This is a genomic window from Liquorilactobacillus uvarum DSM 19971 (assembly GCF_001434935.1).
Lineage (GTDB): Bacteria > Bacillota > Bacilli > Lactobacillales > Lactobacillaceae > Liquorilactobacillus > Liquorilactobacillus uvarum.
The window spans coordinates 1-23549 of sequence record NZ_AZEG01000005.1; the positions used below are offsets into that span (position 1 = coordinate 1).

19 protein-coding genes are annotated in these 23549 nt (G+C 36.3%); 2 read left to right on the forward strand and 17 right to left on the reverse strand.

Annotated features, from left to right (window positions below; genetic code table 11):
* The 9 genes from FD20_RS03505 to FD20_RS03545 all read right to left on the reverse strand — a co-directional run.
* Positions 1 to 330, reverse strand: a 330-nt coding sequence (locus FD20_RS03505) for a dTDP-4-dehydrorhamnose 3,5-epimerase family protein (protein ID WP_162255615.1), incomplete at its 3' end; no start/stop codon positions are given.
* A gap of 27 nt (positions 331 to 357) precedes the next feature.
* Complete coding sequence (locus FD20_RS03510; protein ID WP_057736209.1) at positions 358 to 1329, reverse strand: glycosyltransferase family 2 protein; 972 nt, start codon at positions 1327 to 1329, stop codon at positions 358 to 360.
* A gap of 18 nt (positions 1330 to 1347) precedes the next feature.
* Positions 1348 to 2214 carry a glucose-1-phosphate thymidylyltransferase RfbA gene (gene rfbA, locus FD20_RS03515; protein WP_057736210.1) on the reverse strand — a complete coding sequence of 289 codons (867 nt, stop codon included), beginning with the start codon at positions 2212 to 2214 and terminating at the stop codon, positions 1348 to 1350.
* 41 nt (positions 2215 to 2255) lie between these two features.
* On the reverse strand, positions 2256 to 3401 hold the full coding sequence (locus FD20_RS03520) for a glycosyltransferase (RefSeq protein WP_057736211.1): 1146 nt from the start codon (positions 3399 to 3401) through the stop codon (positions 2256 to 2258).
* Positions 3398 to 4228 carry a LicD family protein gene (locus FD20_RS03525; protein ID WP_057736212.1) on the reverse strand — a complete coding sequence of 277 codons (831 nt, stop codon included), beginning with the start codon at positions 4226 to 4228 and terminating at the stop codon, positions 3398 to 3400. Before FD20_RS03525 ends, FD20_RS03520 begins: the two co-directional genes overlap by 4 nt.
* Positions 4218 to 5000: a DUF4422 domain-containing protein gene (locus FD20_RS03530; protein WP_083489027.1), complete on the reverse strand. Its 783-nt coding sequence runs from the start codon at positions 4998 to 5000 to the stop codon at positions 4218 to 4220. Before FD20_RS03530 ends, FD20_RS03525 begins: the two co-directional genes overlap by 11 nt.
* Positions 5001 to 5037: 37 nt before the next feature.
* Positions 5038 to 5685 carry a sugar transferase gene (locus FD20_RS03535; protein WP_057736213.1) on the reverse strand — a complete coding sequence of 216 codons (648 nt, stop codon included), beginning with the start codon at positions 5683 to 5685 and terminating at the stop codon, positions 5038 to 5040.
* A 287-nt stretch (positions 5686 to 5972) separates the two neighbouring features.
* Complete coding sequence (gene thrB, locus FD20_RS03540; RefSeq protein ID WP_057736332.1) at positions 5973 to 6848, reverse strand: homoserine kinase; 876 nt, start codon at positions 6846 to 6848, stop codon at positions 5973 to 5975.
* A 26-nt stretch (positions 6849 to 6874) separates the two neighbouring features.
* Positions 6875 to 8158, reverse strand: a complete 1284-nt coding sequence (locus FD20_RS03545) for a homoserine dehydrogenase (RefSeq protein ID WP_057736214.1) — start codon at positions 8156 to 8158, stop codon at positions 6875 to 6877.
* A 235-nt stretch (positions 8159 to 8393) separates the two neighbouring features.
* Here FD20_RS03545 and thrC point away from each other — a divergent pair, with 235 nt between their 5' ends.
* Entirely contained in the window at positions 8394 to 9890 is a 1497-nt protein-coding gene (thrC, locus tag FD20_RS03550) for a threonine synthase (RefSeq protein ID WP_057736215.1), read from the forward strand.
* Between the two features lie 78 nt (positions 9891 to 9968).
* Here thrC and FD20_RS03555 read toward each other — a convergent pair whose 3' ends face one another.
* On the reverse strand, positions 9969 to 11483 hold the full coding sequence (locus tag FD20_RS03555) for a glycosyltransferase family protein (RefSeq protein ID WP_057736216.1): 1515 nt from the start codon (positions 11481 to 11483) through the stop codon (positions 9969 to 9971).
* Between the two features lie 384 nt (positions 11484 to 11867).
* Here FD20_RS03555 and FD20_RS03560 point away from each other — a divergent pair, with 384 nt between their 5' ends.
* The gene (locus FD20_RS03560) at positions 11868 to 12320 is read left to right on the forward strand and encodes an Lrp/AsnC family transcriptional regulator (RefSeq protein WP_057736217.1); all 453 of its coding nucleotides are present in this window, start codon (positions 11868 to 11870) and stop codon (positions 12318 to 12320) included.
* 227 nt (positions 12321 to 12547) lie between these two features.
* Here FD20_RS03560 and FD20_RS03565 read toward each other — a convergent pair whose 3' ends face one another.
* The 7 genes from FD20_RS03565 to FD20_RS03595 form a co-directional block, all read right to left on the reverse strand.
* Positions 12548 to 14266 (reverse strand): glycosyltransferase family protein, encoded by a 1719-nt coding sequence (locus FD20_RS03565; RefSeq protein ID WP_057736218.1) that lies wholly within the window; start codon positions 14264 to 14266, stop codon positions 12548 to 12550.
* A gap of 74 nt (positions 14267 to 14340) precedes the next feature.
* A complete protein-coding gene (locus FD20_RS03570; protein ID WP_057736219.1) occupies positions 14341 to 16005 on the reverse strand; it encodes a glycosyltransferase family protein in 1665 nt (554 codons plus the stop codon).
* Positions 16006 to 16263: 258 nt separating this feature from the next.
* Positions 16264 to 17949, reverse strand: a complete 1686-nt coding sequence (locus FD20_RS03575) for a hypothetical protein (RefSeq protein ID WP_162255616.1) — start codon at positions 17947 to 17949, stop codon at positions 16264 to 16266.
* A 203-nt stretch (positions 17950 to 18152) separates the two neighbouring features.
* Complete coding sequence (locus FD20_RS03580; protein ID WP_057736221.1) at positions 18153 to 20114, reverse strand: PTS fructose transporter subunit IIABC; 1962 nt, start codon at positions 20112 to 20114, stop codon at positions 18153 to 18155.
* 16 nt (positions 20115 to 20130) lie between these two features.
* Positions 20131 to 21048 (reverse strand): 1-phosphofructokinase, encoded by a 918-nt coding sequence (pfkB, locus tag FD20_RS03585; protein WP_057736222.1) that lies wholly within the window; start codon positions 21046 to 21048, stop codon positions 20131 to 20133.
* Positions 21045 to 21800: a DeoR/GlpR family DNA-binding transcription regulator gene (locus FD20_RS03590; protein ID WP_057736223.1), complete on the reverse strand. Its 756-nt coding sequence runs from the start codon at positions 21798 to 21800 to the stop codon at positions 21045 to 21047. The genes pfkB and FD20_RS03590 overlap by 4 nt, the downstream gene beginning before the upstream one ends.
* Before the next feature lie 399 nt (positions 21801 to 22199).
* Complete coding sequence (locus FD20_RS03595) at positions 22200 to 23543, reverse strand: PFL family protein (RefSeq protein ID WP_057736224.1); 1344 nt, start codon at positions 23541 to 23543, stop codon at positions 22200 to 22202.
* Between the last annotated feature and the right edge of the window lie 6 nt (positions 23544 to 23549).

Here is a 23549-nt window from a genome sequence, read left to right on the forward strand (position 1 = left end):
CTGGCGATGATTATATTCACTTAAAAGATAGCCTTCCCATTTACCATATGTTGGCGAACCCTTGCGAATATCAACCAAAACATCATAAATAACGCCAGTTACTGCACGCAACAATTTAGTCTGTGCATATGGTGCTCTTTGATAGTGCATGCCACGCAACACACCTGGTTCAACTGACAATGACTGATTATCCTGGATAAAATCGACATCGATCCCTGCTTCATGAAATTTGTTTTGCGTGTAGGTCTCAGTAAAAAAACCGCGATGATCTCCAAATACATCAGTTTCAACAATCTTAACATCTTTTAGTTTAGTATCAATAATTTTCATAATCACACTTCCACCTATCAAACACTATTATTTGGTAATCAGAGCATAGTACATTACCCATTTTACTTCTTTATTTCGACTTTGCGGTCTTAGTTTTTTAATTAAAACTGCCCCTGCTTTAGGACCACCGATTAATCCTTCATACAAAACATCAAGTTCTTTTTTCTTATTATCTGTAAGCATCTTAGAGTAGTATTTACGAAAGTAATAAATCTGCTTTGCAGTAATAGAATCATATTTAAATTCTTTCCGATAATACCGTAAATTTTTTTTGATTCCTCTCAGAATTCTTTTCACCTTTGAACCTGAGCCAGAATCTGCCATCCCAGTATTAGCTCCAACAACATTTCCTTCATGCTGGCGATACAAAATTGTCACTTGTGGAAGATATTTAACAATGCCAAAGCAGTTCGCAATTAGTCCAAACCACCAGTCGTGCATCCCAACACTTTCAGTATCAACACTACCAATTAAATTCTTAAGTGCTTCATTTATCATCATTGTACAGCCGGTGATACAATTATTTATCGATAAACTAGATAAATCAGTATAGTTTTTAAAAGATGCAGGTGGTGTTCTAAGTTCAGCTAGTTTACTGTCAACAATTCGGTAGTTAGTATGAACCAAGATAGGGATACTAGCATCTGGCCTTACTTTTTCAGCAGATTTCATTGCCCCTAAAGTTAATGAAATTTTATTTGGTAACCAAAAATCATCTTGATCACTAAACATATAATATTTCGCATTTACACATTCCACTAACTTTAAAAATGACCTTTTCGCACCTAAATTTATATTATTATTTTCGACAACATGGATATTATCATATTTTTCTTCGTAATCCTTTAAAATCACACCGGTATCATCGCTAGACATATCATCACGAATATATAAATCCCAATTTTTAAAATCTTGGCCCAAGATAGAGTCAATTTGTTCTCTTAGATACCTCGAACCATTATATGTTGACATCACAATAGCCACTTCAGATTTCACCACAAAACGTCCTCCTTGTAATTACCTCTTTGCGATATCTAAAAGATACTTTCCATAATCATTTTTCTTCATAGGCTGAGCTAACTCACATAACCTGCTTGCTGTAATATACCCCATTCGGAAAGCAATCTCCTCCAAACAAGCAACTTTTAAATTCTGTCTCTTTTGAATTGTTGCAATAAAACTAGAAGCCTCGAGCATTGAATCATGTGTTCCAGTATCCAACCATGCATATCCTCTGCCCATAAGCTGCACATCAAGCTTGCCGCGTTCAAGGTACACCTTGTTGATATCAGTTATTTCTAATTCGCCCCGTGCAGATGGTTTAAGAGCTTTAGCAATAGATATAACTTTATTATCATAGAAATAGAGGCCGGTAACAGCGTAATTACTTTTTGGGTGGACAGGTTTTTCCTCAATCGATAAAGCATGCATTTGTTTATCAAAATCTACCACACCAAAACGTTCGGGATCATTAACATGATAACCAAAAACAGTGGCCCCTTCACTTTTATTGGCAGTTTTTTGCAACATCTGTGAAAGACCACTTCCATAATAAATGTTATCTCCAAGAATTAAACAGACTGAATCATCACCAATGAATTTTTCGCCGATAATAAAAGCCTCAGCTAATCCATTCGGTTTATCTTGAACAGCATAGGATAAATTCACTCCAAAATTCTCACCTGTTCCTAAAAGATCTTCAAAACGTGGTGTATCACGTGGAGTAGAGATAATTAATATGTCACGTATTCCTGCCAGCATAAGCGTTGATAACGGGTAATAAATCATTGGTTTATCATAAACAGGAATAAGCTGTTTCGATATTCCTCTAGTGATAGGATACAGGCGTGTCCCACTCCCACCAGCTAAAACGATCCCTTTCATAAAAATTTCCTCCTTTTCAATACAATAAATTAAATATCATACTAATTTTCGTACACTTTCTTAAGGGATGCAACTGTAGTCTTTTTGTCAAATCCTTTTGCTTTTAATACATCAATATTGGTCTGACTTTTCATTTCTTTCAAACTTCTGTCAGTTGTTGCATCACTAAAAGAAAGCATCTTTTCAGCCCATTGATTTACCGAAATTTCATCTGCAATTGCCATCTTATGTGCCGTAGGTGCCTGAAAAGATTCTGGAGATTGATTCTCAGATATTAAACATTCTGTACCATTGGCCAGGTTTTCTATCAAAGACAAAGACAAACCCTCGTATAGAGACGGAAAAGCAAATATGTCAAAAGCATTCTGTACCTCTGCAACATTCTTGATATACCCTAGGAACCGCACACTATCCTTAATTCCAGCGCTTGCTACCAAATGTTTTATCTTTTCAAAATGCTCACCATTTCCGACTAGTAACAATACAGAATTAGGTACTTTGTCATGAAAAATTTTAAAACTCTTTATCAAAAATGGATGATTTTTCTGGCGTGCAAAACGTCCGCAATGTCCTATAACTACTGTGTTAGGCGGAATTTCAAACTGCTTTCTGACCTGAATATTTTTTGAAGCATCATATCTAAAATTATCAAGTTCCACTCCATTAACAATAATTTTAAAAGTCGGTTTTTTTTGTGTACCGCGACTATAGAAAAAATCAGCAGCATTCTGAGAACATGCAAGGTAATCAGTTGCTAACAAACTTGTTATCCACATACCCAAAACGTGTGCCGTATTTTTAGCAAATGAATACTGCCCTCTTTGATCCGAGTGTGCATGAATGATTATTCGTTTAAATCCAGCGGCTTTAGCCAAAACTATAGGTATAAAGTTATGAAGAGAATCCAAATGCATATGGATAATCGTACTGTGCTGACGTGCTTGCTTAAGTGCACTTTTTAGTCCAGCGATATGCTTTAATATTCCCAGCTTAAGTTGGACAACTTGAATATATTTTCCGATCTCTGCTAACTCAGTTGCAGGTGCGGAGTTAGCAATATTAATAAATTCAAACTTAAATCCCTCTTCAACTAAAGACATGTAATTATTTTTTACAAAAGTCGTGATGCCATTATTTGTATTAAAACTGCCTAATACAATAATTGTTTTACTTTTGGTGTTTTTCATCTTACAACCTCTGTAAAATGTTTATTTTTCATTTGATCAGATGGTGGTTCCATATAATCAGAACCGTATAACTGTGAAAGTATTGCGTCATAATCCCTAGGGCCTCGTAAATTAAGATCTTCAAATGTGTAGTTGCAATCATCATCATAAAAACCCTTTGGAAACATTTCACGCAATTTATAAGCGCCCATAAAATTAACTACATACTCAGAAGATTCATAAGAATACTTTTGAAGTGCTTTATCTAATTTATCTAAACACTTCCTCGTATCCAACCACTTTTCAGGCCGAATAACCTTACCGACCTTGATCAAAGCTTTTTCTGAGAACGGTCGTTCTGTATAATTCACACTAACTTTATTAAACTCAGAATACTTAAGCATCAAACGAAGACGCATTAAGTTGAAACTATGCGCTTTACGCAAAAGGGCATTATTCGGCATACCATCTAGAGCAAAGATATCCATCCATGAATTTCTTTTTTCGACTTCTGCCGCCGAACGGTCTATAATTTTTGTTTCAGGATTTTCTAGTCTTGCCACATACTCATATGTATCAGAGTTTTTGAAATTTCTGAAAGGAAAGCTGCCTATCCTATTGTTGTCTTTTTCCATCAAAGAGCATAACTTTTCATAATCAGGCCTCGGCATGCCAACATCAATATCATCATCCCATGGAATAAAGCCATGATGTCTGACAGCCCCTAAAAAAGTACCGCCCATTAAAAAATATCTTAATCCATGAAGGTCACAAAAACGGCTAAAGCTTGCAACTAATTTCAATTCCGAAGACTGCAGTAATTTTCTATCATTAAAATCAATTTTCAAGCTTGTTACCTCCAAACTTTCTAAAAAGAAACGCAGCAACTTTTTTTATCCAATGCTGCTTCTCCATAAACATCACCGGCACTTCAACATAATCAACCTGATTTTTCTCAACCCACACATCAACTAATATTTCACTAATAAATCCAAAAATACGCTTCTCATATTCAGAATAACTTGAAATATCCACTCTTTTTTCAACCTCGGTTAAAACTGAAAAAAGCCACTCTGTATAATCATCAAAGACCTTTGCACGTGCAATCATCATGTTGAACATATGTACAGCTTTTCTGTTAACAACCTCGTCAAAAGCTGGCACATAATCTGGAAACTTTTCAGAAAGCACATCTCTTGCAACTTTAAGTCCCTCAATATGATGTGCATGCTTATAGTGCGACCATGAGGTTTCAACATAGTAATTGCGCTTCCGCGGAAGAATCATATCATGTTCAGCTATTATTTGTTCGAGCTTTCCTTTATTCATTATATCATTAAACTTAGCTTGACTATTTTTAAAAAAATTAGTACTCCCATTAGAAAAAAACCTGCGGTAATGAACCAATCCTTTCACATCCGCATCTCTATTTTTCCATCCCCAGTATTGCGCAGTAAGTTCACAATAATTTTTGTTTTTCGAAGAAATGTTCTCTCCAATGTTATCACGATAAAAGCCCTTAAAGTTCTCCTTACTGTTTCCTACCTGTATCGGCACATAAATACTGTCCGTTGGCATTTTAGCCTTTTTGTGACTTACAACATATACTTCTGCTTTCAAAAAGATTTCACTTCCTCAATTGTCGATTCATAGCACATTAAAACGCACCGTCTCCCTTAAAGATGGCTATAATATTCTTGAATAAAATTTTTATATCAAATATCAAAGATGCATGATCAACATAATACAACTCATAATCACATCTTTCAGGATACTCAATGTTGCTTCTGCCAGAAGCCTGCCAATACCCCATAGCCCCCGGCGTAACCGACAAAAATTTATTTACTCTGTCACCATACTCACGCAGTTCTTCCTCGATTATAGGTCGCGGACCAATCAATGACATATCTCCTTTAAAAATGTTAATAAATTGTGGTAGTTCGTCAATAGAGGACTTGCGCAGAAAACGCCCCAATTTAGTTATTCTGGGATCAACATCCGCTGGTAGTTTATAGCTATTATCAACATACAGTCTATAAAGTTTCTTGTCGCTCTTCAATTTTTTTTCTGCTCCAACAATCATTGATCTGAACTTATAAATATAGAATTTGTGTCCATTTTTTCCAACTCTTTGCTGCTTATAAAAAAGAGGACCTTTATTTTGACCAACGTGGCATATGATAAACATTATTATAAATATAGGGGTCATCAAAATCAAAGCCACTATTGAGATAATAATATCTACTAACCGCTTAACACCCAAATATATATAACTAGGACCCTTTTTTTTGACATTTTGAGTCATTATACTTCTCCTCTAAATGCTACCCCTCGCAAAATCCGATTGAGAAAGCAAGATTTTAACTTATAAAACTGATTCTTGATCTCCAAAATCATAGGGTAGACGTATGATAAAAAAAAACCTACAAATACACATTTTCTATTTTACTAATAAAAACATTAATGTAAAGCACAAAGATAAACCCTTAACTAGAAACTAACATTTTTTTAAGCAAAAAGACGTGTGAACTGCTTTCAGCCACACATCTTTTAAAAATATTTATTTTTAGCAAAACCTTTACTCTAAATCTATCAAGACTTCAGTTTTCTTATAACTGTCCCCTGCCGATCGACCTCTAGCGCAACTATCTCGCCGAGCAACCCCGCTTCTCTTATTTCTTGTGAAAATGCAGTTGCCTCCTGCATTGGCAAAATTGTCATTACCGTTGGTCCTGCACCACTTAGATACGTTGCCATGGAGTTATGTTTATGCCCGATTTTTCTTATTTTTGCCAAATGAGGAACAAGTTTTAAGCGATATCTTTCGTGATAAAGATCTTCTTCCATTAAGCGTCCTGCCTGCTCTGTTCTGCCTGTCATTAGTGCCGCCACTAGCGTATTTCCAATACTTCCAGCACTTACAGCTTCTTTAAAAGACAGTTCTTTTGGAAGAACATTGCGACTCTCCGTCGTTAATAACTCATTGCTTGGAATGTAGGCAAGCAACTGCAGTTCAGGAAAGTGCCCTTTAATACTCGTATTTTTCTTCTGCACAAAAGTTGAAACAACAAAATCACCTAGGATCGCTGGAGCTACATTGTCTGGGTGTCCCTCTATTTCCGTAGCAAGCTGGATCTTTTCTTCCTTTGTTAAGTTCATTTTGCCAAGCTGATCAGCCATTTCAATGCCTGCTACAATTGCTGATGAACTACTACCCAAGCCACGTGCTAAAGGTATGTCAGATTCCACTTTAAACCTATGCGCCTGAAGACTAGGGAAAATTCTCAGTGCGGTTTTAACAATCATATTTGACTCATCATTAGGAATATCCGACCCCATATCATGCTCAACAATCCACTTGTCTGTTTTTTCACCGATAGTAATCGTCAAGTACAAAGTAACGGCGATTCCTAACGAGTCAAATCCCGGACCTAAGTTAGCGCTTGTCGCGGGAACTCTAATTTGCATCTGCATTTGCGGATTCATCTCCATAATTAGTCTGGTAAAACCTTGTAAGAAGCAATTACGTCAATATCATTTAACTCAGCAATTGCAGAAATGATTTCTTTCAACTGTGCTTCAGACATTTCATGTGTCGTCATGACTACACGGGCATAATTATCATCGATCTCAGTTTGAAGGATAAGATGAAAACTTGCTTTAACACTTGTCATAACTTCCGTGATTTTCAGCATCTGTCCTGGTTGATCCTTAACACGGAGGGAAATATAATATGGATAAACAACCTCATCTGGTAAAGCTTGTTTGCCTTCGCGCGAAAAGTCATTGAACCTGCTGCCAGTCGTTCCTAAAACAATATTCTTAGTAACTGCAATAATATCGCTTAAAACACTGTTAGCCGTTGGCAATTCACCCGCCCCAGGGCCATAAAACATCGTTTCTCCGACTGCTGCTCCTGTAACAAGCACCGCATTATTTTCATTTTGAACAGCAGCTAAAGGTTGATCTAACGGTATCAGTACAGGCCCAACTGAAACTTTGATACGATCGTTAATCAATTTAGCAATTCCTACTAACTTAATATTGTATCCCAACTTCTTAGCCTGTTTAATATCTTCAAGGTCAACTCTGCTGATCCCTTCAACCTCAATGTCATCAAGTGTTACATTCATTCCAAAGGCAAATTGCGTTAAGATGATCATCTTATACGCTGCATCGATCCCTTCAACGTCATTCGTTGGATCAGGTTCGGCAAAACCAAGCTCTTGCGCTGATTTCAATGCTTTTTGGTAGTCAACATGATTTTGGCTCATTTGAGTCATAATGTAGTTGGTAGTTCCATTGACAATCCCCTTAACTTCAACGATTCGATCAGCTGCAAAAGAGTTGACGATCGTTCTTAAGATAGGTATTCCTCCCGCTACGCTGGCTTCGTAAAACAAATCGCAATCATTTTTGCCTGCAAGTTCTGCAAGTTCAGAACCATAAGTTGCAATCAAATCTTTATTAGCAGTAATGATGTGCTTTCCTGCATTTAATAATCTCTCAATATATTCTTTAGCTGTTGTCACGGTTCCCATTACCTCAACAACAATCTGTATATCCTTGTCGTTTATCAAATCATCAATCTTATCTGTCACATTAATCCCTGTTAAGTCAACATTTCTTTTCTTAGCAAGATCATGGACCACGACAGTTTTAATAACTAACTTTCGTCCTGTGATGCTCGATATCTTATTTTGATGATCACGTAAGATTCTTACCACACCACTGCCGACAGTTCCAAGACCCAAAATTCCAATATTAATGACTTGCATGTCGCATCCTCCAATTCTTCTAATGAAGTTATTTTATCATATAAATTTAACTTTTGAATCATTAAATGAAATTAGTTTAATTTTGATTAAAAATAATACTTAACTACATAACACATTGAAAAGATCCGTCCTTAATTACTGATTGACTGTTATCGTTCTCGAAATTATGTTATTCTTCTTGTAAAATATACTATATAATGAGGAGATCATTAAGAATCCGAGGAGGAAAACCTTTATGAATGTACTTTATAGGAGCACCCGCGACAAAAATGGGCAAACGGTCACCGCATCTCAAGCAATTTTGCAGGGGCTCAGTCCAGACGGCGGTCTATATGTTCCTGTCTCCATTCCAAAATTTGAATTACCATTATCCAATTTAGAAAAACTATCTTATCGCGAGTTAGCATATCACATCTTACAAGCTTTCTACAGCGATTTCAGCGAGCAAGAACTTAAAAACTGTATCAACAAAGCTTATGGTCTTAATTTTACATCTCCTAAGATCGCTCCCATTACCTACCATGCAGGTAATCCCTATCTTGAATTATTTCATGGCCCAACGATCGCATTTAAAGATATCGCCTTGCAGTTACTGCCACATTTGATGACAACTGCTGCTCGTAAGAACAGCTTGAAAGAAGATATCGTGATTTTAACTGCAACTTCAGGTGATACCGGTAAAGCAGCTATGGCTGGTTTTGCAGATGTTCCCGGTACTAAGATAATCGTCTTCTATCCGAAAGATGGGGTCAGCCCTGTTCAAGAAAAACAAATGTTGACTCAAAAAGGGAACAATACTTTTGTTGTAGGTGTGGAAGGCAACTTTGACGATGCACAAACAAATGTGAAGCAAATATTCAATGATCCCAAACTTAACAAAGAACTAAATCAAAACGGATTCCGTTTTTCATCCGCCAATTCAATCAATATTGGCCGTCTCTTCCCACAAGTTGTCTACTATTTCTATGCTTATGGTCAACTACTCAGTTCTGGCAAAATAAAAAGCGGTGAGGCTATCAATTTCAGCGTTCCAACTGGTAATTTTGGAAATATTCTAGCTGGATATTTTGCTAAGAAGATGGGCTTACCAATTAATAAGTTGATCTGTGCCTCGAATCGTAATAATGTTCTGACAGACTTTTTCAACGAAGGTGTCTACGATAAAAACCGACCTTTTTACGTAACTTCTTCTCCTTCGATGGACATTCTGGTTTCCAGCAATTTAGAAAGGCTACTGTTTTATATCAGCAATGAAGATCCAATCAAAACAAAGTCTCTAATGGATAAGCTTACTAGCAAAGGTATTTACAAAATCGATGATTCTATGCGGGCTAAGCTGGCAGACTTTTACGCAGCATATGCCACTGAAGAACAAACCGGACAAGAAATTGCCAGGATCTTTGCCGATGATCAAATTGCAATTGACCCGCATACAGCTGTCGCTTCTTATGTCGCTGAAAACTATAAAAAGCATACAGCTGACTCGCATTCAACCGTTGTTATCTCAACTGCAAGTCCTTACAAGTTCCCACAATTCGTGCTCACTGCACTTCATACTGATTACAGTTCAGATTCACCCTTTACCATGATTGATGCACTTCATTCGAAGACTGGTATCCAGCTCCCGCAGACAATCAAAGAACTCGCAACACTCCCGCTCAATCATCACCGCGAAGTTGCACCCGCTCTAATGAAAACAACCGTCACAGAGATATTAGGTATCAATAATTAAACTAGCTGCAATTTTAAAAATAAAAAGCCCTGAAAAATTCATTTTCAGGGCTTTTTTCTAAATACTTATATAAATTTTTCATTTCAAAGTAGTCGTTATTTTTTTTATTCTTCCTTTAGCGTCATCAAAAACTAATACAGCTAATATCAAGTACATCGGCAAAAATTGAATCAGGTACCTGCTGCGCCCCCCCTCAAAGATAAGCAGGAACAAAAATCCGCCTAGAATACCTAAACGCAGCATCTGTACGTACTTCGTCCTATGATCATAGCCAAATATTATTATAAGCAACAACATTGACCAACTCAGCTGCGCAAACCAATAGAAATCTCCTAAGCGTTTTCCTGTCGGATACAAGAAAGACTGTAAAAATCCTTTACTCCCTCTTTCAACTGGAGCAGTTATAAACCCGCCCTCAACATTCCAACCAAAAGAACCATCTGAAGTGTTATTGTAATTTTTAAAAAGAAGAAACTTAATGAATCCCAACGGTCCCATTTGCTTTAAGCGCTCATTCATAACTTTTTTTGAATACTTCTTTCTCGCTTCTGGTTTCTTAAGTGCAAGAGTTCTCATAACATCTTCCTGATTGTATCCCCCTTTTCCAATCATACCCATACTGATAAAGTGAATTGGAGGTAGTGCCATCCCCTTCTGGACATGGACGAAATTCTGTTTTTCTATGTAATTATTAAATGACCTAACACTTATCCCAGCAAAAAAAAGAACACAAAAAGTTGGTAAAAGCATTTTCATTAACATTTGTTTGGACAAAAACTTGTTTTTGTCCAAGGTACATACATACAAACCATAAACTATTACAATCGCAATAATCGGTATAACAGAAGATGGCTTCATCAAATACGTCCCAGCTATACTCCCTCCCAAAAGAATGGAAGCACTGATTCTTACTATCTCGTTCTTAAGATAAACCATACACGAAAAAGCAAACAAACAAGCCGAAACAAAGGGCAGTACCAACGTATCAGAATACGGAACTATTATCATCGGAAAAAGAAATAAAAAGACACAGTGAATATAAACAGCAAGGCTAACTTTTTTCTTATTTATTACTCTCACAGTCAAAAGATTCAACAAAACTGATATATCAGTGCAAAGTAGCGAGAGGTATGCAGCATTTAGCCAAGTCAGTTTCATATTAAAAAAACTTAGCAAAAATTTTTGAAAAAAAAGTAAAAATAGATTATTTGGATAAGTACTTAGATAAGATGTACTTAGATGAGGATTTTTCAAAAAATTATGGATAAATCCTGCATCAAAACCAATTCTTGTATGCGTTTGATTTAAAATTAACAGTTGCCAAAAAATAACCAGCAACAATAATATTGGCGCAGTTATGTAGGCATATCTAACAAAAACTGACCTGAAAACCATTTTAACAGAGGGTATTTTTAAATACACAACGATTAAAAAGATTAATAAGAGTATCAAACCAACAGCCATTGCTGAAATATTTCCGATAAAGAAATGATCATTTCGAATTGCCCCAATTAAAACAATACCCAGCCAAACAGTAAAAACCGAAAGCAACAGCTTATTAAATATAAAAAAAAATTTTTTTCTAGTTATCATATCTCTGTACTCCATTTTTTAGTTTTTACTGGTGTCTGCTTCAAAAAATCAAAAAACAATTTTAACTAGCAGGAAATTATAAATGATAAGCGTATTCCCGCAAAGTTGCTTACTCTCTACCTTTGACCATTGCATTGCTTCTTAGATCAATACAATAGACTTTACAAGACAGTTTTTAGTACAATATTGTCTTTTGTGACTCAAACACCACATCTGGATTATAACATACAGCTTAATCAAAACTTAAATATCAATTGTAAAACTCATTTTTTTCATGATATTATGAAAATCCGGTCATAAAGGTTTTCATATTCTGCAGAATTTTACCTAGCTGACTATCTATGTTATATTATATTACATAAAGACATGCTTGGAGGAATTAGAATGGATGAGATTGATTTAAAAATTGTTTCGACTTTACAAAAAGACGCGCGTATATCACTAAAAAAACTCGCAGATATCTGTTTTATTTCTGCACCAGCTGTTTCAACCCGCTTAACGCATTTACGAGAACGTGGGATAATAACTGATTACCATACTGCTATTAACTACAAAGTACTTGGTTTTCCAATAAAAGCGTATGTCAGCTTGCATTTGTCTCCTAAGGACAAAGATGCTTTTTATCCCTACATAAAATCCGTTGGGAATGTCGTTTCCTGTGATTGTGTTACTGGAAGTTACTCGCAGATCGTTGTTTGCTACTTCAAAAGCACAAAATCTCTCGATAACTTTATCAATGATATTCAACGTTTTGGAGAAACCAAGACACAAATCGTCTTCTCAACCAGTGTCCATCAACGTCCATTAGAACTGAATCCAGGAAAAAATTATTTTTAAAATCGCTACCAATTGATCTAATCAATTAAAGATTCTAGAATATGAAAAATCTCTTTTAAAACCTAGTATATTAAAAAAACACCATCAACTTATATTAACGGTGTTTTTTTATATATATAAATTCTAGGATAGTTTAAAATCCTAGCTCATTATTTTCATAGTTATACTATGAAAATTCGATTATTGACATTATATGTTAAGCTTAAAAAACAGTCGGTACGCATTCCTCACTTGCGTTTCTTAGATATTTTTACAAAAGATATATACACAATCAGTGCAAGCCACCCCATCAATGATAGCACTTCAAGGCATATAAATCGCTTGGCTTTTAGTATCCTTATTTTTATTCTATTCGTCCCTTTTTTTAGCGCAATTTGAATTGTCCCCCGCTGACTTTTCGAATACTCTGCTATCTTGCCATTAACACTTACTTTATATTTTCTGCCGTAGTAAAGGACTGGTAAGTCATAGCCTGTGCTGCTCTTACTTGCTTTAAAGCTAAAAACAGCCATATCATTCTTATAAGACAAGAACTTCATTGTTCCAATTTGTTGATTGCCTAAAAGTACTTCTTTTTTGTTAATTGAATCTCTGTAATTTACGCTCTCCATGGGCCAATAATCAACATAGATAAATGCCGTAGTAACATGTGACATCATTTTATAGCTTGAACCATTGAAGATATGTGAACCCGGCCAAGCAGAATCGTAGTTGGTAGCAGTTGCCGTTTGCGTATTCTGTTCAGCACTCTTCTGCCATTTATGCAGCGGATAAATTCCCAATATAACTATACCTGCTACCAATCCCATAAAAACTAACTTTTCCGTTCTACGATATGTAATCGTATTCAGTAGCTTTTCCAAAACATCCGCACCAGTAAATGTAAGTAAGACAGAGAATAATGTCAGAAATCTCCATGGAAACTGAATTGTTTCTAAAGGGGTCTTAGCCAGTAAAGTCCAAGGTATTATATTAGTGCTTAAGACTAGAAAGACAAGGGAGAAAAAGGAAGCACTTTTTGAAACAGAAGATATTTTTTTCCAAAACAAAGGGACTAAAATCAATATAATTATTGTTTCTACTCCAATATAGGACGAAATTTCATTACCTAAAGCACTTGTCAGTAATGTTTTTACAGGCAAGGCACTGACCGATAACGTTGTTTGTCCAGCAGGTAGATAAAGATTCCCGTTGTGAACATATGTAAATAATTGATAAAACTCTACTGAACTTAATAATAGAGTAAGAATGCCAGCCCCAATCAATCTAACCAATCTCTTAGTAATACAATCTGTCCGAAATAAAAAGGCACATATAATCATAATGGCAATAAAGCCAACTACCAGCAAAAGCGACAGTACATGAGAGTATATGATCAGTGTCAACCCAATTGTCAGCAAATACCAATATTTTTGATTTCCAAACAATATCAAATACGCACCGACAAGAGCCAATGGAATAAAGCTCATCGCAATCCATTCCCCCATCGCAAAACGGCGAAAAATATTTATCAAACGATAATGGGAAAAAGAATACAGGACAGCAAATATAAAAGCTTGCCGCATACCAATTTTCATTTTTAAACATGAATAATATGCAACAGCAAGGGTTATATAAGAATAGAAAACAATTCCCAGGTAGTAGGCTGTGACTGGATTTGAAAAAAGCATTTTAAATACTGCAAAGGGAAGCAACGTAAAATTTGGATAACATTGCTGCACCGCATTGCCAGTGTTGTTAAAAGTTGAAAAACTGAACAGATCGGCAAGACTGTTGTTGTTTTTTAATGCATTAGCAAGCTCATCTATGCGATTAATGTGAAAGACTAAGTCGCCTCCCCCATATATTTTTTTGCTGAACAAGAAAAATGATACCATCATGAATGACAATAAAATAAATACTAGATTAATTACTAAAGTCTTTACTGCTTTTTTTTCAACTATCATAAATTATTATTTCTATATAAATAACGTGGTTATTCTCATTTTATTTATAATTATATAGATTTCCTTTCGTAAAATTATTCATTATTATCAGAGATCTTTTTTTCAATTTTCGGTCTAAAAAATCGCCTCAGTAACATCAAAACACCCCCAAATGTTGCCAAAAGTGAAATAGCCATAGTGATATAGCTGCTTGCAGGTGCCTCGCTTGAAAGTGAAAAATCATTTGTACCTTTAAGAAGCTTAAGTTTGATATTTTTTTTACCTAAACTTAATATTTTTTTACCGTTCAACACAGCTCTGTATCTTACACCAGTATAACGTGCAATGGGCAGACTATAGTTGCCATTTTTACTTACCGTCAACCTAAGCTGTAATTTATTATAACTTTGCTTTTTGACCTCCATTTTAATTCCGGCACTTTGTACCAGCGCCGATAGCCTCTCTTTTTTATTATTAAGAGGCGCATAATCATTGCCCAAAAAGCTACTATATGTACTGCTCTTTAATTGTTCAGCATTAACCCACACTTTGAAACCATCATTTGTTTTTTCACCATGGTAAGAATGAACAGCACAAATTCCAGTAATCATCACTAAAAATGTGATCGCAAAAGATATATCCTTCGTTTTTATTTTTTGCTCTTCAAAATAGCACACAACCGCCATTGTTAGAAAAAGCGCTGTAAAACTCAGAAAGCGGCCCAAAAACTGAATTGATACGAAAGTTATCTGATTTGCAACTAACTGCCAAGGAAACCAGCTAAATGTACTGATAAAAGAAATAAACGCTGCAACTGTCCATATTCTCCATGATCCCTCTCTACTTGTAAATAGTAATCCTGTAAAAATAATTAACACTAAGACAGGTAAAAATCCAATATTAAAACTATTTGCATCTTCCACGATGGAATTATTCAGCAAGGCCTGCAAAAGGACATTCGGTTTAATGGTCACCCACGGCCCACTGGGGTTATTAAGAAGATTACGTGATGATAACCAATATATATTAACTAATGAATAAAAACCTGAAAGCACACTTAATCCACCAGCTTTCAGGTATGCTAAAAACTCGGTTCTATCCAACTTTCTTTGAAAGATACGAACTGTTTCGACACTAAAGATCAAACCTGCTGCCATAATTAGAGAAAGAACATGTGTGTTTGCTATTGCGCCCATTCCTAGTCCGAGATAGAGCCAGCCATTCGGATCCTTATTCCATATCTTTAAACATCCAAGTAAAACAACGGGTAACAGCATGTATGCAATTGCTTCACCCAAAGCAATTCGTGAGTACATAAGAGTCAGATGATATGCATTGAATTGATACAGAGAAATCCCCAGAACTTGTATCCAAATATTTCGGGTAACATATCTAGTCAGCCAATAGACACAGAACATAGTTAAAAAATTCAGAATAAAAAACCCTGTACCTAAAGCATACATATAATTGTGTATAAAGAACTTTGGAATAATAAAAATTAGCCCCGTTAACCATGGATACATCCCATTAACTGCCAGTCCATGCTGACTGAGACCAATTAAATTCACAAGTGGAGGCAACCTAAAATGCAATAATGCCATGTAGACGTCTTCAAAACGTGCTAAATGGAATTGACCATCATAATTTAATTTGAATTTTCCACCTGTAAATGCTGGAACAGTTGATACTATTGAAACAATTGCAATAAAAGAGAAAGGTATCAGTCTTTGTAGTTCTTTTCTAAAGTTTTTATTTATCATTATCACGAAAACCTCTTTTTAAAAAACAAACATACTATTATTTTTCAGCCGTTTGTTCTTATATGTATGAATACTAACTTAACAAAAAAATGACATTAAAACTAGATTGTTACCGTTATTAGGATAAAATTTTAAGAAATCATGCTTAAATCCATAACAAGCCTTTTCTTTCCTCACAATATCCCATCCAATTTATTTTAGAAATGTTCCTTCCTGAATAATGGACTATATTTATAACTCAATGCTGCAATTAGTAGTTCAGCTCTTTTGTTTTTTCTTAAATAATTTTTGCCTAAAAGGAAAAGCAAAAACACAAACTAGTCCTATTAGAGAAATATATTTTGCAACTACCAACACAGTTGATGGTTTATATTGAATAGTAACAGTATTTGTGTTGCTCTTCGAATAGACGACAATTGTCCCACGTTTGGATTCTTTGTAAGAAACTTTTTTGCCGTTTATTGTTACATTATAAGAACCATAATTCATAATCGGTAAATCAATTTTTTCTCCAGAGCCCTTAGTTTGCACCTTAAACTGTTCTTTATTCGGAGAGATTTTAGGGACCAGAATTTTCTTTGCTCCATCGATGTAGCCTACATGCGCAGTAAGATCACGATTATGGCTAACACTGATTTTCTTCCAATAATCAGTCGAGCCCACTCCCAAATTGTATCCTAAAATATTGTAAAAAGTTTGGGAATTAACCTTAAAACCCATAAAAGGCATGTTTTTACTGGTTGAAGGTCTATAATTCACTTCTGTTTGGGAAGCAGTGTTGATAAAAAAATTAAAAGCATTACTGATGAAAAATATTGTTGTCAGACTTGCAACACAGATATAAGCCTTCTTTGTTAAAACCTTGGAAGAAGTCAAATAGTCTATAATATTAGTTCCTAATAGAGCCAGGAACAAATTAACTATTGTTTGCAAGCGTGTAGGAAACTGTAAATTTCTTACAGGTGTGTCTTGTAATAAACGCCATGGAAATACGGAAGTTACCATTAAGAAAAAAGTAATCCCGATAATAGCAATACATTTAGTTTCATTATCCAGTTTTTTCCACAATACACATGCAAGTACAACGAAAAAGATAGGCAAAATACCGATCATATCGTTGTTTAATGATGTCGTAACGTAATTTCCAAAAGGTAATGCACTTTTTTGCAGATCTACAACCATCGTTAGATTTAACTTGTTATTGAACATCGTTTGGATAAAACCTGCCCAATAAAAAGCAGTAATAACAACCGTGCTTAAAACAGCAAATAGCAAATATTTAAAATTTTTAATCCAATTTGAAGTATAGAAGACTCCTAGCGCCAAAATAACGCCTACTACAACCGAATACATCGCCGCACTGAGCAAATGACTATACACCACGCCGCTCATACCAAGTGCTAGAATATACCATTCGTGTTCGTCTCTAAAAAAGATGCTGTACGTACCAAAAGCTATAAGCGGAAGAAAAATCATACCTATTCCTTCACCTAAAGTGAAACCGCTAAAAAGGACATGAAAATACCACGCTGATAGAGTATACAAAAAGGAGAAAAGCACACTTTTTTTAAAGTTTCCCTTCCAGTACTTCATCCCAGTCCAATAGGCGACAGACATTGAGCAAAACAGGATTAACCACATACCCAAATAAATGGCATGTACTGGGTTCCGCAGCAACAGCATAAAAATCGCAAATGGATAAAGAAAAATTGCAGGATAGACTAAATTCAAAGGAACCCCGACGTTATTAAAAGAATATACGGAAACATACGGAAATAAGCTGCCGTTTTTCAGATTCATATAGATTTCATAAATCCGTTGCAAATGGAATTGCATGTCTGAACCACTATTAAGAGTGTTATGCTTCCAAAAAGGAATCATAACTATGATACAGATTGCCATAAAAAGCGGATACACCATGACATGTTTAGTTTTATCGTTCAATTTAAAAAATTTAATTTTTTATCTCTCCCATCTGAATTTTATACTAATATACATTAGTATAAAGTTGCTCCTGCCCTTTGTACACCTGTTTCTGACAATTAATATAAAAAATATTAACATACTATACATGTTCAAACAAAAAAGCCCCACAATTACAGATAGTTAAATCTGTTAACTGTGGGACCCTATTTTTTAATATCTAGTTATTTACTAGCTTCTTTTTCTTTTTTCCAAAATCCTAAGATAACACCCGCGATAACTGTTCCGATAACAACAGCAATAATGTATCCGAATGGATTAGTAGCTAATGGTGTTACCCAGAAACCACCATGGGGTGCTGGAACCGAAACATGCCAGAATTGTGTCAATCCACCTGCAATTGCAGCTCCAATCACACCAGACGTGATTACACGCAATGGATCGGCCGTTGCGAATGGTATAGCACCTTCGGTAATGAATGAGAAACCTAAAACCCAGTTTGTAATACCAGCTTTACGTTCGTCATCCGTGAACTTCTTAGGCCAAATAGCTGTTGCAAGCGCAATTGCGAATGGAGGAACCATACCACCAGCCATAACAGCAGCCATTAAATCACCATTATTAGTTGAAGTAAACGCACCAACCGCGAAGACATAAGCAGCCTTGTTGAAAGGACCTCCCATATCGATCGACATCATACCACCTAAGATAATTCCTAATACGACAGCATTTCCAGTTCCCATATGTTTCAAGAATGTTGTAACAACCTCATTGATAACAGAGAAAATCGGGTTAACGATAAAGAACATCAAAAGTGCCATAATCAGTAATCCAACAATTGGATAAAGCAACATAGGTTTCATACCTTCAAGTGATTTTGGTAAATGAGAGAACAATTTACGCAAAAGAACAGTAATGTAACCTGCCAAGAAACCAGCTGCGATACCGCCTAAGAAACCGGCTGAACTTTGAGCATGTGTCATCACGTTAGCCGTGTAGGCACCACCGAACGAGCCACTGTAAACAGTTGCCATGAATCCACCAACGAACCCAGGCATCAGCGCTGGACGATCACCAATTGATTCAGCAATGAAACCAGCTAAGACAGGAATCATGAAAGCAAACGCCATACTACCAGCATTGTTCAGGAAAATAAATTCAATTGATTTAGGTCCGCCGAAGTATTGTTCAATAACAAACGACAACGCCATTAAGATACCGCCACCAACAACAAATGGTAACATATGAGAGATACCATTCATCAGATCTTTGTAAATGCGGCTTCCAATCGAACCACCCGCAGCTTCTTCTTCTGCTGAAGAATCATTTTGTGAAGCATGATAGATTGGAGCATCACCATGCATAGCTTCAGTGATAAGTTCTTCTGATTTTTTGATACCATCAACTACAGGACGGTTTACCAAAGGTTTGCCATTAAAGCGATCCATGGCAACTTTTTTATCAGCAGCAACGATAACACCTGCTGCACGTTTGATTTCATCAGCTGTCAAAAGATGTTTAACACCCTCTGAACCATTTGTTTCAACTTTGATATCTACTCCCATTGCTTCAGCTTGTTTTATTAATGCTTCTTCAGCCATATAAGTATGCGCAATCCCAGTAGGACAAGCTGTTACAGCTACAACGTAAGGGCGGTCGCTCTTTTCCGCTGCAGGAGCTTTAGCTTTTTCAGCATCAGCTTTTTTCTTTGCAGCTTCTTTTGCTTCTTTTGCAGCTTCTGCATCTGCAAACAACTGTTGAACTTCATCTGGTGTTTGAGCTTTCTTCAACTGAGCAACCAGATCAGGATTAATCAATAAACCTGACAATGCTGCTAATGCTTGCAAATGCGTGTCATTAGCACCTTCTGGAGCAGCAATCATGAAAAATAAATGCACAGGATTACCATCTAAAGCATCGTAATCCACCCCAGCATTACTCTTAGCAAACAAAACAGTTGCCCGCTGGACAGCTTTGTTCTTAGCATGAGGCATAGCAATTCCATCACCGATACCGGTTGTTGATTGTTCCTCACGCGCAATAATGGCTTTTTTATAAAAATCTTCATCATTGATAACGCCGTTAACATAATATTTATGAACCATTTCATCAATAGCTTCTTTTTTAGTCGAAGCTTTAAGATCCATGATCATAACATCTTTTAATAACAAATCACGAATATCCACTAAAAACACTCCCTATCTATTTAGAATATTTTTCAATTTTTATTGCAGGTAAAATTTCGTCAATCTTAGCACGATCAGCTAAGTCTTCAGAAAATGCCGTTGCACTCCCGCAAGCAAGACCATAACGGAAACTCTCAACCGGATCTTTAGTAGCCGCAAAGGTCCCTACGAATCCACCGATCATTGAGTCGCCTGCTCCAACAGAATTAATTACTGTCCCCTTAGGAGCTTTGCTGTAATAAACTTCATCAGGTGTGATCAGCAACCCGCCATCACCAGCCATTGAAATAAGAACATGTTGTGCGCCTAATCCTAACAACTTTTTACCATAAGTGACAATATCATCAATTCCATTAAACTTAACTCCAAATAGTTCAGCTAATTCATGGTGATTAGGTTTAACGACCAGCGGGTTTTCTTTAAGAGTTTTCATTAAGCTTTCACCCGTTGTATCAATAACAAATTGCGCACCCTTTGAACGAACTAACTTAATCAAATCAAAATAAAAATCCTGCCCCAAGCTAGGAACCAAGCTTCCTGATAAAATCACAGCATCTTCACTCGTCAAGTTATCAAATTGTTTCTTAAACGCATTGATTTCCTCGGATGTTACCTGTGGTCCCTTACCGTTTATTTCAGTTTCATCCTGAGCCTTAACTTTAACGTTGATCCTTGTATCATCAGCAATATGTGTAAAACTGGTTTTAAGTTTCTTTGCCTTAAGAGCATCTTCAACAAATTTTCCTGTGAAACCGCCTAAAAATCCTAGAGCTACATTGTCTTGTCCAAGCTCCTTTAAAATACGCGAAACATTGATTCCTTTACCACCAGGTAATTTGGCATCGTAGTCCATGCGATTAACTTCACCTAACGTGAGCTTCTCTAACTGGACGATATAATCGATCGAAGGATTAACCGTTACCGTATAAATCATATTGAAACCTCCTGAATTGTTGTTTGATCACTGTATTGATCGAGAACTGTTTTGGGTAATCTATTAGTAATAATAATTGCTTTTGCAAGTTCAGCCACCTTAACAAACGAAACCTGATCAATTTTGGACTCATCAGCCAAAATATAATTTTTCTCACTTTGATCAAGTGCAGTTTTTTTAACCGCGGCCTCATCTGGATCAGGGGTTGTATAGCCAAAACGTGGGTGAACTCCATTCGTACCCAAAAAGGCTTTATTGAAGCGATAATGATGCAATGAGTTAACTGTTTCAATTCCAACAATCGCTTTTGTTGTGGTCTTCAGCTCACCACCAACCAGAATCGTGCGAATATTTCGATCCGCCAGAGCTGATGCATGTACTACTCCGTTCGTGACGACAGTTAAATGCTGACCAGAATGCAAAAATTGAATCATTGCAAGCGTCGAAGTCCCTGCATCCAGATAAACAACATCCTCATCTTGAATCTGCTCAGCTGCAAACTTAGCAATGGAACTTTTTTGCTGCACATTTCTTAAAGACTTACCAGTCATATCAAGCTCACGTTGAAGCGAATGTTTAACTTTCGCCCCACCATGAACTCTAATCAGTAGCCCTTTTTCTTCTAACAATTGCAAATCACGTCGCACGGACGATTCAGAACACGTTACTTTCTTACAAATATCTTGAAGCTTAACAACGCTGCTTGTTTTAAGCATAGACAAAATAACTTGTTGCCGTTCTTCTGCAAGCACTTACATTACCTCCAAAAAATATATTACCACCTAATAAACTAAAAAGCAATCATAAAAACGCAAAAAAATTCATTTTTAGCCATATAATTAAGTATATTTGACTGTTTTTGAAAGGTTACAGATAAAAACTTTCACATTTTCTTTAATAAACGCCTATTACCGCCATAATTTAACATAAAAAACATTCCAAATACTGCAAATTCTTAATTAAAATTTGCAGATAAAAAGATAGGTCAGTACTAATATCGACCTATCTCCTTGTTATTTCCCCAAAATATTTAATTTATTTACTGTAAAAAAAGGCACTTTCAGCAATTCACTCTTGTTTGTAAGTAAACATCCGTTGTTTCCACATCTTGTATTTATTAAAACATTGCGTTACAAAAATTGTTGGAAAAACTAATTTTTAAAACTATGAATAGGTGCGGGAATTAGTCCGCCGCGCTGAATCATAGCTGCAGATGAAGCATTGTTGACTGCCATTACCGGTGCACGCCCCAGCAAGCCGCCAAATTCAACTGTTTCACCAACATCCTTACCTGGAATTGGAAGAACTCTGACAGCAGTAGTTTTGTTATTGATCATTCCGATTGCCGCTTCATCAGCAATCATCGCTGAAATTGTTTCCGCTGGTGTTTTACCTGGAATTGCAATCATATCTAACCCCACGGAGCAAACGGCTGTCATTGCTTCAAGTTTCTCAATGTTTAATGATCCGCTGGTTACACCATCAATCATTCCGGCATCTTCAGAAACTGGAATAAAAGCACCTGAGAGTCCTCCAACATGACTGCAAGCCATAATGCCGCCCTTTTTAACTGCATCGTTCAATAATGCCAAGGCTGCCGTCGTTCCATGTGTCCCGACTTTTTCAAGGCCGATCTCTTCCAAAATCTGCGCAACGGAGTCTCCAACTGCAGGTGTTGGTGCCAAAGATAAATCAACGATTCCAAAAGGAACACCTAAACGTTCAGATGCAAGCGTACCAACCAGTTGACCCATTCTCGTCACCTTGAATGCTGTCTGCTTAATTGTTTCAGCAACAACATCCATTGTACTTCCCTTAACTTTTTCAAGTGCGTGTTTAACAACACCAGGTCCACTGACACCGACATTGATCACCGTGTCACGTTCACCTACACCATGAAAGGCTCCAGCCATAAATGGATTATCTTCCACTGCATTACAGAAAACCACCAATTTAGTATTAGACATAAATGAGCGCTCAGAAGACTGCTTGATTATCTTTCCCATTTCAGCAACAGCATCCATATTAATTCCGCTTCGAGTTGAACCAACATTAACCGAAGCACAAACCAGCTCAGTTTCTGCCAAAACTTGGGGCAGTGAGCGAATCAACTTCAAATCCCCAGTTTGGTAACCCTTTTGAACTAAGGCTGAGAACCCACCAATGAAATTAACTCCCAAAACTTTGGCCGCTTTGTCTAAAGTCTGCGCATATTTGAAATAATCTTTATCATTTGAGGCCGCAGCAATAATTGAGATCGGTGTCACTGAAATCCTCTTATTGATAATAGGAATTCCATATTCTACCTCAATTTGATGACCTACCTCTACCAAGTGTTTTGCTTTTGTCGTTATTTTTTGATAAATACGTTCACATGCGACATCACTATCGCTATCAATACAATCCAGTAAGGATATCCCCATCGTAATCGTACGAACATCCAGATTTTCATCGGAAATCATATGGATTGTTTCTTTGATTTTCTCTGTCTCCATTTATTT

What these genes read in the sequence shown, in the direction of transcription:
- thrC (WP_057736215.1), top strand. Translation starts at nt 8,394, where the DNA reads ATGAATGTACTTTATAGGAGCACCCGCGACAAAAATGGGCAAACGGTC.
- FD20_RS03520 (WP_057736211.1), bottom strand. Translation starts at nt 3,401, where the DNA reads ATGAAAAACACCAAAAGTAAAACAATTATTGTATTAGGCAGTTTTAAT.
- thrB (WP_057736332.1), bottom strand. Translation starts at nt 6,848, where the DNA reads ATGCAAATTAGAGTTCCCGCGACAAGCGCTAACTTAGGTCCGGGATTT.
- rfbA (WP_057736210.1), bottom strand. Translation starts at nt 2,214, where the DNA reads ATGAAAGGGATCGTTTTAGCTGGTGGGAGTGGGACACGCCTGTATCCT.
- pfkB (WP_057736222.1), bottom strand. Translation starts at nt 21,048, where the DNA reads ATGATTTATACGGTAACGGTTAATCCTTCGATCGATTATATCGTCCAG.
- FD20_RS03555 (WP_057736216.1), bottom strand. Translation starts at nt 11,483, where the DNA reads ATGATAACTAGAAAAAAATTTTTTTTTATATTTAATAAGCTGTTGCTT.
- FD20_RS03545 (WP_057736214.1), bottom strand. Translation starts at nt 8,158, where the DNA reads ATGCAAGTCATTAATATTGGAATTTTGGGTCTTGGAACTGTCGGCAGT.
- FD20_RS03570 (WP_057736219.1), bottom strand. Translation starts at nt 16,005, where the DNA reads ATGATAAATAAAAACTTTAGAAAAGAACTACAAAGACTGATACCTTTC.
- FD20_RS03565 (WP_057736218.1), bottom strand. Translation starts at nt 14,266, where the DNA reads ATGATAGTTGAAAAAAAAGCAGTAAAGACTTTAGTAATTAATCTAGTA.
- FD20_RS03560 (WP_057736217.1), top strand. Translation starts at nt 11,868, where the DNA reads ATGGATGAGATTGATTTAAAAATTGTTTCGACTTTACAAAAAGACGCG.
- FD20_RS03595 (WP_057736224.1), bottom strand. Translation starts at nt 23,543, where the DNA reads ATGGAGACAGAGAAAATCAAAGAAACAATCCATATGATTTCCGATGAA.
- FD20_RS03535 (WP_057736213.1), bottom strand. Translation starts at nt 5,685, where the DNA reads ATGACTCAAAATGTCAAAAAAAAGGGTCCTAGTTATATATATTTGGGT.